The organism is Fictibacillus phosphorivorans (genome assembly GCF_001619875.1).
Lineage (GTDB): Bacteria > Bacillota > Bacilli > Bacillales > Fictibacillaceae > Fictibacillus > Fictibacillus phosphorivorans_B.
Genome location: NZ_LRFC01000015.1, coordinates 1 through 15416 on the forward strand (window position 1 = coordinate 1; position 15416 = coordinate 15416).

The window sequence follows — 15416 nt, forward strand, 5'->3', positions numbered from 1 at the left end:
CGAAAAATACGAGCGCCATACGAAAAATACGAGCGCTATACGAAAAATACGAGCGCCATACCATTTGTGCATCCAGAAAAACCATGCGCCAGCCTGCGCGATTTGTTATACTTTTGAAGGAAATCAAAAGTGGGGGAATAACAGATGGAACCTTCAAAAGGTCTTGAATATCTAAAAAAAGGGAAGTTTGAGGAAGCTGCAAAAAGTCTGGAATCTTTGATTGAAGCGGATCCTCAAAATCCAGTTCATTATATTAACTTTGGCAATTTACTATCAGCTGTTCATGAACATGAAAAGGCGATTCAATTTTTTGATAAAGCCTTATCACTTGATGAGAGTGCTGCAGCTGCTTTGTATGGTGCTGGCATCGCTTGCTACCATTTAGAGGAATTCGCAAAAGCGGCAAAACTTTTTCAAGAGGCCATTAATGGCGGTTTACAAGATAGCGATACTTACTTTATGACAGGTATGTCGTTTGTCTCGCTTGGTGAGAACAAGCTAGCGTTTCCATATTTGATGAGAGCGACTGAACTTAACCGTGAAGATCAAGAAGCACTGTTTCAGTTTGGTCTGTGTCTAGCGAGAACAGGAGATATCCGATCAGCTTTAGATACGTTTGAAAAAGTTGTAAAAAAAGATGAGAACCATGCGGATGCATGGTACAACTTAGGGGTTTCACTTAGTTATTTTGACCGAAGCCAAGAAGCGCTTCAAGCCTTCGAAAAAGCGCTCGACATTCAGCCTGACCATTATTTAGCAGGGAATGGAAAAAGGAATATCGAAAATAAGAATACAAACCATTAAAGGGGGTGCTTTATGGCACAGCAGCCTTCCTTTCATTTAGACGATGAAATTCAAAAAACGTCCCGACATATAAAAGGTACGTTGATTGCTACTGTCTATCATCAATCGGAAAGTCTTTACACCGTTGCGAGAATTAGGGTGAAAGAGACAAGTGAGAAATATGATGAGAAAGAAGTCGTGGTTACGGGGATTCTTCCGCCATTACGAGAAGATGAACTGTATTTGTTTTATGGCAAATTTAAAGATCATCCGAAATACGGCAAGCAATATGAAGTCGAATTTTTTCAGAAAGAAATGCCTCAATCAAAAGAAGCGATGATTCAATATCTCTCCAGTGATTTGTTTAAAGGGATCGGAAAGAAGACGGCAGAACATATTGTTGAAGTAATGGGAAATGATGCAATCACGAAACTGTTGGAATCCCCAGAATACATTAGCCAAATACCGAAGTTAACAGAAGATCAGGCTAAAAACTTACATGAATCTCTTTTGCAAAACAGAGGTTTAGATCAGGTGATGATGGCAGTTCAGCCCTATGGAATTGGCCCACAACTTGCTATGAAGATTTTTCAAACGTATCAGGATGAATCTCTTTCAGTCATAAAAAAAGAACCGTATCGCCTAATAGAAGATGTTTCTGGAATCGGATTTCATCGTGCAGATGAAATCGCAAAAGGCAATGGTATGCAAGTTAACCATCCAAAACGAATACAAGCTGCCTGTCAGTTCGTGCTTCGTGATCAAGGAATAGATCTCGGGCACTCGTATTTGCCGATGGAAGAACTTTTAGAAGGTGTGAGAAGGCTTTTAGCCGACGGAAAAAACACGGTTGATGAGATGAGTATCTTTAGAGAGATACAAGATATGGAATCCGAACAGCGATTAATTGTAAAAGAGAACGTTGTGTACCTTCCGTCCCTTTATTTTGCAGAGCGTGGTTTCGCGCAAAAGATGAATGACTTAGTACAACGTCAGCAAAACGATTATCACATTGAAGATGGAAAATTGAAAACGGAGCTGGCAGCTCTTGAAAAAAGACTAGACATGAAATATGCAAACAGTCAAAAAGAGGCGATTAAAAAGGCATTAACCTCTTCATTAATGGTGCTTACCGGCGGTCCAGGAACGGGCAAGACGACCGTTATCAAGGGAATCGTTGAACTTTATAGCGAGATTCATGGTGTGAGTCTGAATCCTGATGATTACAAAGGAAAAAAAGAATCTTTTCCAGTACTACTCGTTGCGCCAACAGGGCGGGCCGCAAAGCGAATGACTGAATCGACAGGAATACCGGCACATACGATTCATCGTTTATTAGGGTGGAAAGGCGGCGGGAACTTCGAAAAGAACGAAGATGAACCCATTGAAGGTAAGCTGTTAATTGTTGATGAAATGTCGATGGTCGATATTTGGCTTGCTCATTCTTTATCAAAAGCGCTGCCTAACCATATCCAAATTATTTTTGTAGGTGATGAAGATCAGCTGCCATCTGTTGGGCCGGGTCAAGTATTAAAAGACCTGCTTCAAACCGAACATATTCCCCATACACGGTTAGTGGATATTTATAGGCAGGCTGAGGGGTCATCCATTATACGGTTAGCTCATGAAATGAAAAATGGCAATGTACCTGAGGATCTCCTTATCCCTCAAAGTGACAGACGTTTTTTTCCGTGTTCAGGTGAACACGTTTTTCAAGCGATTCTTCAAGTTTGTGAAAATGCCATTAAAAAAGGATACACTTCAAGAGATATTCAAGTATTAGCTCCTATGTATAAAGGTCCTGTTGGAATCGACCGATTGAACGTTGAGTTGCAGCGCCTTTTTAATCCAGAGAAACCAAATCAGCGACAACTGCAAGTTGCCAATGTTTTTTACCGAAAAGGAGATAAAGTTCTTCAGCTAGTCAATCAGCCTGAAGATCAGGTTTTCAACGGTGATATTGGCGAGATCGTAGCTGTTATTTATGCTAGGGAGAATACGGAAAAAGAAGATCAAATTGTAATTAGCTTTGACGAGATCGAAGTAACGTATAAAAGAAGTGAATTTCATCATTTTACGCATGCTTTTTGCTGTTCGATACATAAGTCACAGGGCAGTGAATATCCGATCGTGATTCTTCCTGTTTTAAAAAGCTATTATAGGATGTTAAAGCGGAACTTGCTGTATACAGCAATAACGAGAAGTAAAGAGTACTTGATTCTATGTGGTGAACAAGAAGCTTTTACCTGGGCAGTTCAGCGCTCAGACGAATTGGAAAGATTCTCAGGATTGAAAATTCGTCTTCAAGAAACGCTTTTGGAAAAAGATTTAATGAATGAGACCCTTTTAAACGAAACAAACTAGAAATGTTCGGGAGATGTAAGATGTCATCTCGTCGGACATTTCTTTTTTCTATAAGCCAAGATTCTTCAATCCATAATCATGTATATTTTCTCTGCATTCCGGACACCCTTGTAAAAGTAAATTTTAAAGGAGCGAGAGCAAGTGGAATGTCCAAACTGCAGCAGAAAAGATATTGGAAAAATCGGTGTGAACCAGTATTATTGCTGGAACTGTTTTATTGAGCTTTCCATTGTTAAAGGAAGACTGTCCCTTCATCAAGTGGAAGAAGATGGCTCTCTAACTTCACTCGATGATTTATTTGAAGATCAAGATCTGACTTATAGAGAAAGCACATCATAAATAGTAAAACTCTAATGTCGAGGTGATACAGCATGAGCAGGACGATGAGTTCTCTTTTCGCACTTGGTATTGGAGCGGCAACATATGCGATGAGAAACAAAAGGATGTCTCGAATGTCCAAAATGAACGTCAATTTTTCAGATATCGGTGATCTTTGGACATCAAGACGGGTAAAAAGAATCCGAAAAAAAGTCGCAAAAGCTATTTATTAAAAGTACGCAAACCCCGTCATAGGACGGGGTTTTTTAAAGAAAAGGGTGAGTATATGACTAAAGACAGCAGAATGAAGTGGGTCTACAGGCTAACCTTATCTTTATTATTGTTTTTATGTTTGTTTCTTTTGATGAAACTTTACCCTCTGTACGAACCATTATGGCAAGCAATAAAAGGAATATTCCTGCCTTTTTTTCTTGCAGCTCTTATTACATATCTCCTGCATCCTGTCGTTGAATATGTTCATGAAAAAGGGCTTCCCCGATTTGTAGCGATCTTAAGTATCTATCTCCTGTTCTTTGGTGGATTAGGATATGCTGCTGTTAAAGGATTTCCCTATTTTGTTGTTCAGATGAAACAGCTGTTAGAAAATGTGCCTGCCCTTGCAGCAGATTACAAAGACCTTTTGTATAAAGTTGATAAAGGAACTTCTGCACTTCCACCTTCCGTTCATTTGAAGATCGAAAATTACATCGGAAAAATGGAGACCAACGCTCAAAATATGTTGACGAATGCAATCTTTTCTTTGCGAAAGATCGTGGATTACTTCTTCGTTATTGTCGTTGTTCCGTTTTTAGTATTTTATTTTCTAAATGATTTTGAGAAACTAAAAAAAGCACTTTGGTTTGTAACACCAAGAAAATACCGAAATGAAGGGAAGCACCTGATAAAAGATATTGATCAATCTCTAGGAGGATATATAAGAGGGCAATTGTTTGTCGGAGCTATATTAGGGGCAGCAGCGATGATCGCTCTTTGGCTAGTGGGTATGCCGTATCCCATCCTGTTAGGGCTTGTAATCGCGATAACCGACATCATCCCGTATTTCGGTCCGATCTTAGGAGCGATTCCGGTTATCCTGATCGCTTTAACAATATCTTGGAAGATGGTTTGGATAACCGTTGGAATCATGCTTGTTTTACAGTTCATTGAAGGCAACATTTTAGGCCCTTTTATCGTCGGACGAAATCTTCATATCCATCCTGTTTTTATTATCTTTTCTCTATTACTTGGAGGAGAATTAGCAGGAGTGCCTGGCATGATCCTGGCTGTACCTATTTTTAGTGTGATAAAAGTGGTTGTCATTCACATAAGGGAACACCGTCTTAAGACATCCGATTGACAAGTCAGAATAAATAAACGTATACTAACGCTAGAAGATAAAAAAATCGCTGAAAGAGATAAGTACGTTTTAGCCCTTCCAAAAGAGAGAAACATCCATGTGCTGAAAGATGTTTTAGGAAGAAGAAAAGCCGAAAGCTACTCTGGAGTGCAGAAGGAAAATCTGCCGTTATGCCGCGTTAAGGCTTAATCAAGGTGATATGCTTCAATTGCATATAACCAGGGTGGTACCGCGTGAATTCAAAACTCTCGTCCCTGTTTTTTTACAGGGATGGGAGTTTTTTTGTTTTGTTTCAACTCCTGCTCAAGGGGATGAATCAGTCATTATTTTTATTCAAGAAAGCAAAAGGAGAATGAAAACCATGAAAAATTTGACATCAGCTCAAGTCAGACAAATGTTTCTTGATTTTTTCCAAGAAAAAGGCCACCGTGTGGAGCCGAGTGCATCACTTGTTCCACATGAAGATCCTACATTACTTTGGATTAACAGTGGAGTTGCAACACTGAAAAAATACTTTGATGGCCGGGTAATTCCTGAGAATCCGCGTATTACAAACGCTCAAAAATCTATTCGTACGAACGATATCGAGAATGTAGGAATAACGGCAAGACATCATACGTTCTTTGAGATGCTTGGTAATTTTTCTATTGGTGATTATTTTAAAGTAGAAGCGATTCTATGGGCGTGGGAATTTTTAACGAGTGAAGATTGGATCGGTTTTGATCCTGAAAAGCTTTCCGTAACCATACACCCTGAAGATGATGAAGCGTTTGAGATTTGGACGAAGCAAGTAGGTTTGCCAGAAGAGCGCATCATTCGTTTGGAAGGAAACTTCTGGGATATTGGGGAAGGACCAAGTGGACCAAACACCGAGATCTTCTATGATCGTGGTGAATCTTATGGTAACGATACATCAGATCCTGAATTGTACCCAGGTGGTGAGAACGATCGATATCTTGAAGTGTGGAACCTTGTTTTCTCTCAATTCAACCACAACCCAGATGGTACGTACACACCGCTTCCTAAGAAGAACATTGATACAGGTATGGGTCTTGAAAGGATGGTCTCTGTCATTCAAGATACAAAAACAAACTTTGAGACTGACCTTTTCATGCCGATCATCAAAGAAACAGAAAAGCTTTCTGACACGTCTTATGGCCTAAGTACAGAGACAGATACTGCTTTTAAAGTAATCGCTGATCATGTTCGTACAGTAAGTTTTGCGATCGGTGACAGTGCTCTGCCATCAAATGAAGGAAGAGGCTATATCCTTCGCCGTTTGATCAGAAGAGCGATTCGTTTTGCGAAGAAGATCAACATCAATAAACCTTTCATGAATGAACTAGTACCTACAGTTGCAGACATCATGGTAGACTTCTACCCGGAAGTAAAAGAAAAAGTTCCTTTTATCCAAAAAGTCGTAAAGACAGAAGAAGAAAGATTCCATGAAACGATTAATGAAGGTCTTGCAATATTAGAAGACGTAATGGCAAAAGAGAAGGCTGAAGGAGAATCTGTTATCTCTGGAAAAGACGCATTTAAACTATATGATACGTTTGGTTTCCCGTTCGAGCTTACTCAAGAATATGCGGCTGAAAACGGGATGGAAGTCGATCTTGATGGCTTTGAAAACGAGATGAAAGCACAGCGTGAACGGGCACGTGCGGCTAGACAAGAAGTGGACAGCATGCAAGTACAAGGTGGCGTGCTTTCTGACATTACAGTAAAAAGTGAATTCTCTGGCTACGATCACTTATCAGGAGGAGCTAAAATTCTTGAAGTTCTTCAAAATGGTGAGCGTGCTCAAATGGTAGCAGCAGGGGAAGAAGCTCAAGTTATCTTGGATGTTACACCTTTTTATGCAGAAAGCGGTGGACAGATTGCTGACCAAGGTATCATTACAGGTAAAGATATGGAACTTAGAGTAAAAGATGTTCAAAAAGCGCCAAACGGACAAAACCTTCACACGGTAATCGTAAACAAAGGTGTTCTTGAAAATAACATGGAAGTTACGGTTCAGGTTGATCCAGAAAATCGTGCAAAGATCGTCAAGAACCATACTGCTACACATCTGCTTCATCAAGCATTAAAAGACGTTCTTGGAACACATGTCAACCAGGCAGGATCACTTGTTCAAGAAGGACGACTGCGATTTGACTTTACACATTTCGGAAGCATTTCTCCTGAAGAGCTTGATAAGATTGAGGAGATTGTTAATGAAAAGGTATGGGCTAACATTCCTGTAGAAAAGATGGTTAAAAACATCAACGAGGCAAAGGCTATGGGAGCAATGGCTCTTTTCGGTGAAAAATATGGTGAGACGGTCCGCGTTGTAAAAGTGGGAGACTATAGTTTGGAGCTTTGCGGTGGGTGCCACGTTAACAATACCGCTGAGATCGGCTTGTTTAAGGTTGTTTCAGAATCAGGAATTGGAGCTGGAACACGTCGTATAGAAGCTGTAACAGGAGAGAACGCATATCGCCTGATGAACGGTCAAGTTCAGCTCTTGAAAGACACAGCTTCAAAATTAAAAACGAATGTAAAAGATGTTCCTCAGCGTATTGATGCACTTAACGAACAGATTCGTGAACTGCAAAAAGAAAAAGATTCTCTTGCTGCGAAAATTGGAAACATGGAAGCTGGAAGTCTTGTTGACGATGTTCAGACGATAAATGGTGTTTCTGTGATCGCGAAGAAAGTAAATGGTATGGATATGAATGGACTTCGCACGATTGTGGATGACTTAAAGAACAAACTTCAAAGCGGAGTTGTTATTTTAGGAGCAGAAAATGCTGGTAAAGTGAACATTGTAGCAGGTGTGACAAAAGATTTAGTATCAAAAGGGTACCATGCGGGCAATCTTGTAAAAGAAGTTGCAGTTCGCTGTGGCGGGGGCGGTGGAGGCCGTCCAGATATGGCTCAAGCTGGCGGAAAAGATCCTGAAAAGCTGCAAGAAGGAATAGATTCTGCAGTTGAAATGATTAAAACGGTTTCCTAAGCTTTCCTCTTTCATGTACAATAGAGATAGAAACTAATTTGTCCCATAAGGGAGATCTTCAGAAAGAGGTGTTCGCTAGTGAGTTCCATGGACAAAACGATGAAGTTTAACTTCAACGAAGATGATGCTTATAAAACGAATGTTGAAACTGTCCTGTTTTCTGTATATGACGCCCTGCAGGATAAAGGATACAACCCGATTAATCAAATCGTAGGTTATCTGCTCTCAGGCGATCCAGCTTATATTCCCCGTCATAATGATGCGAGAAGTATGATCAGAAAACTGGAGCGAGACGAGCTTATTGAAGAGCTTGTTAAATCGTATCTTTCAACTCAAAAAGAAGGAAGCCGTTAATGACAAAAACGCTTGGACTGGATGTCGGAACGAAGACGATAGGTGTTGCTGTTTCAGATGCACTGGGATGGACAGCACAAGGAGTTGAAACGATCCGGCGCCGTCCTAATCAACCTGAACAAGATTACGAACGTATTCAAGAGCTGATCAAACTTCATGATGTCAGCAAAATTGTGGTCGGCCTTCCTAAAAATATGAATGGTACGATCGGTCCCAGTGGAGAAGCTTGTCAAAACTTTGCAAAAGATATTGAAAGTCTTACAGGTATTTCGGTTATCCTATGGGATGAAAGATTAACAACTATGGCTGCTGAAAGAACGTTGATTTCAGCTGACGTTAGCAGAAAGAAACGAAAACTGGTGATCGATAAGCTCGCTGCTTCGATCATTCTGCAAGGATATTTAGACAGCCAACAATAAGAAAAGTAGAGGTGAGCCAATATGGCTAAAGAAGAACGCGAACGCATTATTATTCCTGATGAAAATGGTGATGAAAATCTATTTGAAGTATTATTCAAATTTGATGTTGACCAAACAGGAAAATCATACATGGTAACAATCCCAGTAGCTGATTCAGAAGATGACGATACTGATGAAGTAGAAGTTTTTCCTTTCCGTTATGAAGAAAAGGGAGAAGAGGATGATGATCTAGCATTGTTCCCTCTAGAAACAGATGAAGAATGGGACATGATCGAAGAAATGTTAAATACTTTCCAAGATGATGAGTTCGAAACAGAATAAAACAGTTAAAAAAGAGGAAGATGGTTCTATACCATCTTCCTTTTTTTATTCCAATTTACGGCCATTCTCGACAATTTCTGCTAGCAAACGTATAATTAAACAGGTGGAAGGGGGAAACAAAATGTTACATCTCCAGTCATCTGGGAATTACATAAATGAAAATAAAAGTAAAAAACGTAAAAAAACCATTATACTATCAATTCTCGTTCTCTTTTTAGCAATCATGATCGCTGCCGCAGCAGGAGCCTATTTTTATTACACTAAAAATACTGAACCTCTAGATGCTGATAACAAAAAGAATATGACGATTGAAATTCCAATCGGTTCATCTTCTGCAGACATTGGTAATGAACTCGAAGATAAAGGTATTATTAACAGCGGTGATTTTTTCAGACTATATACTCGAATTAAGGGTGAAGGCAACTTCCAAGCAGGCATCTATGATCTGTCACCTTCAATGAATCTCTCACAGATCATTTCTGCGCTTAAAGAAGGAAAGATGTTTAAAAAGCCCGAGCTAACGTTAACGGTTCCAGAAGGATATAACGTTCCGCAGATAGCCGGTTTGATCAGCAAGGCTACAGGCTATGATCAAGCTGAAATTTTACAAAAGATGAATGATAAAAATTATCTGAATGAGCTGAAGAAAAAATACCCTATGTTACCAGACGACATCATGAAGGAAGGTCTTTACTACCCGCTTGAAGGTTTTCTCTTTCCTGCAACGTATGATTTTGAAGTTAAAAAACCAGAAGTAGCGGATATTATCGACAAAATGGTTGGACAATCGTCTGTACTCTTGAAAAAACATGAAGCAGATATTAAAAAAAGCGGATACTCACTTTTTGAAGTGATCACCCTTTCATCTCTTATAGAAGAAGAGTCTCAACGTGATGAGGATCGAAAAAAAATCGCAGGGGTATTTTATAATCGCCTCAGCAAAGATATGAAGTTAGATTCCGATCCTACTGTTAAATACGCACGGAAAAAGTTCGATGTACAAGTGTTATATGAGCACCTTGAGTTTGATTCGCCTTATAATACTTACAGATATAAAGGGATTCCAATTGGTCCGATCGCCTCTCCAGGAGAAAAGGCAATTGAAGCCGCTTTAAAGCCAATTAAGATGGAAGAACTCTTTTTCTATGCAAGACCGAATGGTGAAGTGATTTACACGAAAACCTTAAGTGAACATAATGCAGTTTATAAAAAATACAGAGATGAATGGAAAGTTTGGCAGGAAAAAGACAAACAATAATTTTTAAGAGAGTACGTTTTCGCTAACGGGCTCTCTTTTGAGGGAGAAAACAAGAAAGTTCAAGCCAAACCGCATAGCAATTAGCACTTTAAATCGCAACGGAAATTCGTTGCGTTTTTTCTTGCTTTGTAAGAGTTTTAATAAAAATACCCTCTTTTATCTTTAATTATCACCTCAATTACCACACGTTTTAGTAATATGACAATAACTAGTGTCTTGCTGTGAATTGGAATGCGAATTCACTTGTCAATTGACCTGTCATTTTTAGTTGAAAAGAACAATTCTACGCTATTGAGCGAAAAACAGCTGTGTTGTGAGCGGAAACGGCAAGTTTGTGAGCGAAACTGACCCTTCACTGAGCGAAAACCCCAATCATTTGCGCGAAAGTGTAATAAAAAAAGAACATGTACCGTAAAAAATGATGCTGCATCATTTTTCTGTAAGCGGGGTGCTTTCATTGAATTGAATAATGCTATTTGAAAAAGAACTGACATAAATCTGGTCTTATTTCATGGTACACATCCACTTAGAGTGCTATCACCCTGCAAAATTTTTAAAAGTCCTTTTTCACATTCATTGTTGTTCATCTGTATAGTGCACTGCCTAGAAAATATGAAAAAAGGATAGGGCTCTCGCCTTCAAATAAAGATTATGTTACAATATACCGGTTAGTGTGAAGGAGGCGTGTTACTTTGGTCTCAAATGAAGTAAACCAATACATCGAAAAAATAATTCCAACGCGCTCTGAACAAGTGCTAATAATGGAGCAATACGCCAAAGAGCATAATGTGCCGATTATGGATCTAGTAGGAATAGAAACACTTCTCTCATATGTAAGGTTAAAAAAGCCAAGACGTATACTTGAAGTGGGCACTGCCATTGGTTATTCTGCCATTCGAATGGCCCTTGCTTGTGAAACAGCTGAAATTATTAGTATTGAAAGAGATGAAGAACGGTACAATATAGCAAAAGATAATGTTAAAAATCTTTTTCTTGAGAGCAGAATAACCTTATTATTTGGGGATGCGAATGAATTGCAGGGTCAAGTAGAAGACTATGCCCCATATGACTTTATTTTTATAGATGCAGCTAAAGGACAATACCAAAACTTCTTTGATCACTATTCTTCTATGCTTTCAGAAGATGGCATCATCGTTACAGATAATGTTCTCTTTAGAGGATATGTTGCGGATGAAAGCGGTCTGGAGAGCAGAAGACTTCGTTCTCTCGTTAAAAAAATTAGAAGTTTTAATGAATACATGATGCAACACCCTGATTATCAATCTTCAATCTTACCGGTTGGTGATGGTATGATGGTAAGCATTCGAAATTCTTAGGGTACAGGTGTTTGGAGGAGTAATAACAATGGCACAAAAACCAATTGTAATTGGGGTAGCAGGTGGATCTGGTTCAGGTAAAACGACAGTAGCAAAAGAAATATACAGGCAGTTTGCTAATCAATCCATACTCATTATTGAACAAGATGCTTATTATAGAGATCAATCCCATAAATCTATGGAAGAGAGATTGAATACAAATTATGATCATCCTCTTGCTTTTGATAATGACCTGTTGATCAAACATATTTCCTCGTTATTAGAATACGAATCCATTGAAAAACCAGTGTATGACTATACAGCACATACAAGAAGTGATAAAATTATCCCAGTTGATGCTAAAGATGTCATTATATTGGAAGGTATTCTTATTCTTGAAGACGAGCGATTACGTGATCTAATGGACATCAAGCTATTTGTGGATACAGATGCTGATGTACGAATTATTAGAAGAATGGTTCGTGACACTCGTGATCGTGGCAGAACACTAGAATCTGTTATTGATCAATATACTTCCGTTGTGCGGCCGATGCATAATCAATTTATTGAACCAACCAAAAGATATGCAGATATCATTATTCCAGAAGGCGGTCAAAATCTCGTAGCGATTGATTTAATGGTTACTAAGATAAAGACTATTTTGGAAGACAAAGCATTATTGAAAAAATGAGGAACAACATCCTCATTTTTTCGATGTACACGGACAAAGCTAAAGCTCTAAGCTGCTTGGCAATCAACTATTGTCCTATTTTTTATACATACCCTGCCCGAATTATCATATAACGTAACAAGGGTACTGATTATTGAAGGAGTGAATATTATGGCAGATGAGAAAAAACACTATATGACCTTAGAGGGTAAACAAAAGCTAGAGAATGAACTTGAGTACTTAAAAACTGAACGCAGAAAAGAAGTTGTTGAACGGATTAAAGTAGCACGCAGCTTCGGTGATCTTTCTGAGAACTCTGAGTATGATGCAGCAAAGGACGAGCAGGCTTTTGTTGAAGCTCGTATTGTTCAATTAGAAAAGATGATTCGTGATTCTGTAATTATTGAAGATAATAAAGACCAATCTGATAACGTTTCCATCGGAAAAACGGTTAAGTTTCAAGAGCTTCCAGACGGAGACGAAGAAACATATGTGATCGTAGGTAGCGCAGAAGCTGATCCATTTGAAGGAAAGATTTCAAACGATTCTCCAATGGCTAAAAGTTTGTTAGGTAAAAAGCCAGGAGACAAAGTTTCTGTTCAAACACCAGGTGGAGAAATCAGTGTTGTTATTCTAGAAGTTAAATAAAGTGTAACGATTTAAGAAGATTTGCGGCTTTTCGCAAGTCTTCTTTTTTTACACCTGATTAGGAACAATAAGAGTAGGTGAGAATGGGTGTAAGGTGGTGAAATGTGTATGTTATCCAGGAAAAGAACAATTGGACTCGCCCTTTGTTTTCTTTCAATTAACATCTTTTTGATCTATCGGTTAATGGATATACAATTGATCTCAACAAAATCATTTTCAAAGAATAAAGTTAATCTTATACAGGAAAGTGTTAATCAGCGTACACACCGCTTTACAATAAATGATGGCAGGGGTTATTTTTTGGATCGAAACGGTGAACTTCTGTCAACAGATGTTAAACCACAAGTAGTTGTTTTTCCTAATCTTTATTCAAGTAAATGGCCAGTGGCAACAATCGGAAATATACTGAAGATCCCTGCCGAAGATATTGATAAAATGATTGGTCAGCTTAAAAAGCCTTCAGCTCTTACACTTCAAAAAGAACTTAGCCTTGAGCAGATGAATGAGATAAATAAGCTTGAGATTTTTGGTCTTTACGCCCAACTCATTACAAGAAGAAAACCGATTCCATTTGCCAATCATATCATTGGTGCAGTAGGTGAAGACCCAGAACTAATAAAGAGAAAATACGGCGATAAATTAGCAAAGGGGACTGTGACAACCTCTACAAAAACGGGCAAGAACGGAATGCAATATACGTTTGATCCGTTTTTAATATCTGAAGGAGAAACACAATATATCTATCACGTTGATAGACAAGGACATCCCCTATTAGGTCTTGACGTCAAATATCGCTCCCAAACAAATCCTCTCTATCCTTTGTACGTTAAGACGACCATCGATAAAAAGATGCAGGAAACAGTAGAAAAAGTACTAGATGCTCATGGATTAAAAGATGGCGGTGCCGTTTTGCTAGATATTGAATCAAGCGAACTATTAGCACTAGCAAGCAGACCGCTGTTTACGAGTAAGACGATTTATAACCACGGAAATAATATGACGTCTCTGCAAATACCAGGTTCTGTTTTTAAGATCGTAACGGCCGCTGCAGCCATTGAAGAAAATAAAGTTCAAAATGAAAAAAAATATGATTGCAGCCTTAACATATATGGTGAGAAAGATGAAAGACAATTAGGCTTTCTTAATGTGGAGGATAGCTTTGCACAGAGCTGCAATCGTACGTTTGGTGAACTTGCGAATGAATTAAATGTCACTAATCCTGGTTTTATAGAGAAGTATGCAGAGAAGATGGGTCTTCTACACAATAATGGCTGGCATGGAGATGTGTATCATTTAGATTCGTTTTCACATTTCTATCAAGAAGAGCTTGGACAAATTTTTAGCCCGAAAAAGAATAATGCCCATTATCAGTCAGCATTGGCTGTTTCGCAAACAGCGATTGGCCAGCTAGATGTGAAAATAACCCCACTTGCAGTAGCGAATATGATGGCGACGGTCGCACGAGGCGGGATAAGATATGAAGTGAAGACAGCTAAAAGTGTGAACTTTGCTAACGGAACGCAATTAGTTGAATTTGAAGATCATAAGGTAGAAGATCAAAAGCTTTCGTCCTATACGATGATGAGACTTCAATCGTTTCTTCTAAACGTCGTAAAAAATGAAAGAGGTACAGGGCATGCTCTGCAGGAACTTCCTTTTCAAGTTGCGGGTAAATCAGGTACTGCACAAAAAGGAGAAGGAAACAACTACAACAATAAATGGTTCGCGGGATATTTTCCTGCAGAACAACCCCGTTTTGCATTAGTAGTAGTTGACCTAAAACACGATAAGATGAATAGAACGATCCCTGTTTTTAGGGACATAGCAAACGATATTATGAGTGATTCAAACTAAAGTGAACGAAATAAATGAAAAAGAGAAATAGTAAATAGTGTTCGTAAACATCATCCTCGTGTTAAAATAAAAAAAGTATTTACTGAGGAGGATATTATGAAACGAAACCAACGTTATGAAACGAGACTAGAAAAGCGAAAACAAAATCGTTTTTTAAACATAGCAATCGGGTTAGTTGTATTGCTGATTGTTGTTGTTGCATTTAATCTTTTCTCAGGCGATGAAAATGAAACAGCTACAACAAACGATACGGAACAAACGGCTGGTAAAAAAGAATCCAACAATAATAATTCAATAGAGATGGAAAAGGATGATTCTGAATCTGACAACAATAAAGAAGATTCTGCGAATAAAGAAGATACAGATGAAGAAGCAGAAAACGAAGAAACAGAGACTGAAGCAGAACAACCTGCAGGCGGAGGCCCAGAAGGTCCATGGGAGCCAATCGGAACTTCACAATCGGAGCCGCATCAGAAATCTTATGATGATGGATCGCAAGACTGGAACGAGATGGTTCAAGCCCTCTCTTATGCAACAAATATTCCTCAAGATCAGATGACCATTTTTTGGCTAGGAAACGGTGGTGGCCCTGATCTTTCAAAAGGAACCGTTCAATCTAAAGCGGATGGATCTAAGTATGATGTTATGCTGCAATGGGTACCTGAAAAAGGATGGCAGCCTACGAGTGTAACGCCTGTTCAATAAATAAAATGACTAACAACCTGTTAAAATGGCAGGTTGTTTTTTTTTTTTTTT

15 protein-coding genes and 1 other annotated feature are annotated in these 15416 nt (G+C 38.8%); all 15 genes read left to right on the forward strand.

Annotated features, from left to right (window positions below):
• Window positions 1–144 precede the first annotated feature (144 nt).
• Window positions 145–804, forward strand: coding sequence for a tetratricopeptide repeat protein (locus tag AWM68_RS08990; protein ID WP_066240192.1), 660 nt, complete (start codon window positions 145–147; stop codon window positions 802–804).
• A gap of 12 nt (window positions 805–816) precedes the next feature.
• Window positions 817–3147, forward strand: coding sequence for an SF1B family DNA helicase RecD2 (gene recD2, locus AWM68_RS08995; protein ID WP_066240193.1), 2331 nt, complete (start codon window positions 817–819; stop codon window positions 3145–3147).
• A 141-nt stretch (window positions 3148–3288) separates the two neighbouring features.
• A complete protein-coding gene (locus AWM68_RS09000) occupies window positions 3289–3486 on the forward strand; it encodes a hypothetical protein (protein WP_066240196.1) in 198 nt (65 codons plus the stop codon).
• A gap of 32 nt (window positions 3487–3518) precedes the next feature.
• Window positions 3519–3698 (forward strand): hypothetical protein, encoded by a 180-nt coding sequence (locus AWM68_RS09005; protein ID WP_066240197.1) that lies wholly within the window; start codon window positions 3519–3521, stop codon window positions 3696–3698.
• A 53-nt stretch (window positions 3699–3751) separates the two neighbouring features.
• Entirely contained in the window at window positions 3752–4822 is a 1071-nt protein-coding gene (locus AWM68_RS09010; RefSeq protein WP_066240200.1) for an AI-2E family transporter, read from the forward strand.
• Between the two features lie 40 nt (window positions 4823–4862).
• Window positions 4863–5081 (forward strand) — a binding site (T-box leader).
• A gap of 102 nt (window positions 5082–5183) precedes the next feature.
• Window positions 5184–7820, forward strand: a complete 2637-nt coding sequence (gene alaS, locus AWM68_RS09015) for an alanine--tRNA ligase (protein WP_066240202.1) — start codon at window positions 5184–5186, stop codon at window positions 7818–7820.
• A 78-nt stretch (window positions 7821–7898) separates the two neighbouring features.
• A complete protein-coding gene (locus tag AWM68_RS09020) occupies window positions 7899–8174 on the forward strand; it encodes an IreB family regulatory phosphoprotein (protein ID WP_066240205.1) in 276 nt (91 codons plus the stop codon).
• A complete protein-coding gene (gene ruvX, locus AWM68_RS09025) occupies window positions 8174–8593 on the forward strand; it encodes a Holliday junction resolvase RuvX (protein WP_066240208.1) in 420 nt (139 codons plus the stop codon). Before AWM68_RS09020 ends, ruvX begins: the two co-directional genes overlap by 1 nt.
• 21 nt (window positions 8594–8614) lie before the next feature.
• On the forward strand, window positions 8615–8914 hold the full coding sequence (locus tag AWM68_RS09030) for a DUF1292 domain-containing protein (protein WP_066240211.1): 300 nt from the start codon (window positions 8615–8617) through the stop codon (window positions 8912–8914).
• 121 nt (window positions 8915–9035) lie between these two features.
• Window positions 9036–10172, forward strand: a complete 1137-nt coding sequence (gene mltG, locus AWM68_RS09035; RefSeq protein ID WP_066240215.1) for an endolytic transglycosylase MltG — start codon at window positions 9036–9038, stop codon at window positions 10170–10172.
• Between the two features lie 692 nt (window positions 10173–10864).
• On the forward strand, window positions 10865–11509 hold the full coding sequence (locus AWM68_RS09040; RefSeq protein WP_066240218.1) for an O-methyltransferase: 645 nt from the start codon (window positions 10865–10867) through the stop codon (window positions 11507–11509).
• A gap of 28 nt (window positions 11510–11537) precedes the next feature.
• Window positions 11538–12179, forward strand: a complete 642-nt coding sequence (gene udk / locus AWM68_RS09045; RefSeq protein WP_066240220.1) for a uridine kinase — start codon at window positions 11538–11540, stop codon at window positions 12177–12179.
• Between the two features lie 150 nt (window positions 12180–12329).
• Window positions 12330–12806 carry a transcription elongation factor GreA gene (gene greA, locus AWM68_RS09050; protein ID WP_066240223.1) on the forward strand — a complete coding sequence of 159 codons (477 nt, stop codon included), beginning with the start codon at window positions 12330–12332 and terminating at the stop codon, window positions 12804–12806.
• Window positions 12807–12914: 108 nt separating this feature from the next.
• The gene (locus AWM68_RS09055) at window positions 12915–14660 is read left to right on the forward strand and encodes a peptidoglycan D,D-transpeptidase FtsI family protein (RefSeq protein WP_066240225.1); all 1746 of its coding nucleotides are present in this window, start codon (window positions 12915–12917) and stop codon (window positions 14658–14660) included.
• 96 nt (window positions 14661–14756) lie between these two features.
• Window positions 14757–15365: a YrrS family protein gene (locus AWM68_RS09060; RefSeq protein WP_066240227.1), complete on the forward strand. Its 609-nt coding sequence runs from the start codon at window positions 14757–14759 to the stop codon at window positions 15363–15365.
• Window positions 15366–15416 lie beyond the last annotated feature (51 nt).

Coding starts and splice junctions, on each gene's coding strand:
- AWM68_RS09005 (WP_066240197.1), top strand. CDS start 3,519: ATGAGCAGGACGATGAGTTCTCTTTTCGCACTTGGTATTGGAGCGGCA.
- udk (WP_066240220.1), top strand. CDS start 11,538: ATGGCACAAAAACCAATTGTAATTGGGGTAGCAGGTGGATCTGGTTCA.
- mltG (WP_066240215.1), top strand. CDS start 9,036: ATGTTACATCTCCAGTCATCTGGGAATTACATAAATGAAAATAAAAGT.
- AWM68_RS09060 (WP_066240227.1), top strand. CDS start 14,757: ATGAAACGAAACCAACGTTATGAAACGAGACTAGAAAAGCGAAAACAA.
- AWM68_RS09010 (WP_066240200.1), top strand. CDS start 3,752: ATGACTAAAGACAGCAGAATGAAGTGGGTCTACAGGCTAACCTTATCT.
- greA (WP_066240223.1), top strand. CDS start 12,330: ATGGCAGATGAGAAAAAACACTATATGACCTTAGAGGGTAAACAAAAG.
- recD2 (WP_066240193.1), top strand. CDS start 817: ATGGCACAGCAGCCTTCCTTTCATTTAGACGATGAAATTCAAAAAACG.
- AWM68_RS08990 (WP_066240192.1), top strand. CDS start 145: ATGGAACCTTCAAAAGGTCTTGAATATCTAAAAAAAGGGAAGTTTGAG.
- ruvX (WP_066240208.1), top strand. CDS start 8,174: ATGACAAAAACGCTTGGACTGGATGTCGGAACGAAGACGATAGGTGTT.
- AWM68_RS09055 (WP_066240225.1), top strand. CDS start 12,915: ATGTTATCCAGGAAAAGAACAATTGGACTCGCCCTTTGTTTTCTTTCA.
- alaS (WP_066240202.1), top strand. CDS start 5,184: ATGAAAAATTTGACATCAGCTCAAGTCAGACAAATGTTTCTTGATTTT.
- AWM68_RS09030 (WP_066240211.1), top strand. CDS start 8,615: ATGGCTAAAGAAGAACGCGAACGCATTATTATTCCTGATGAAAATGGT.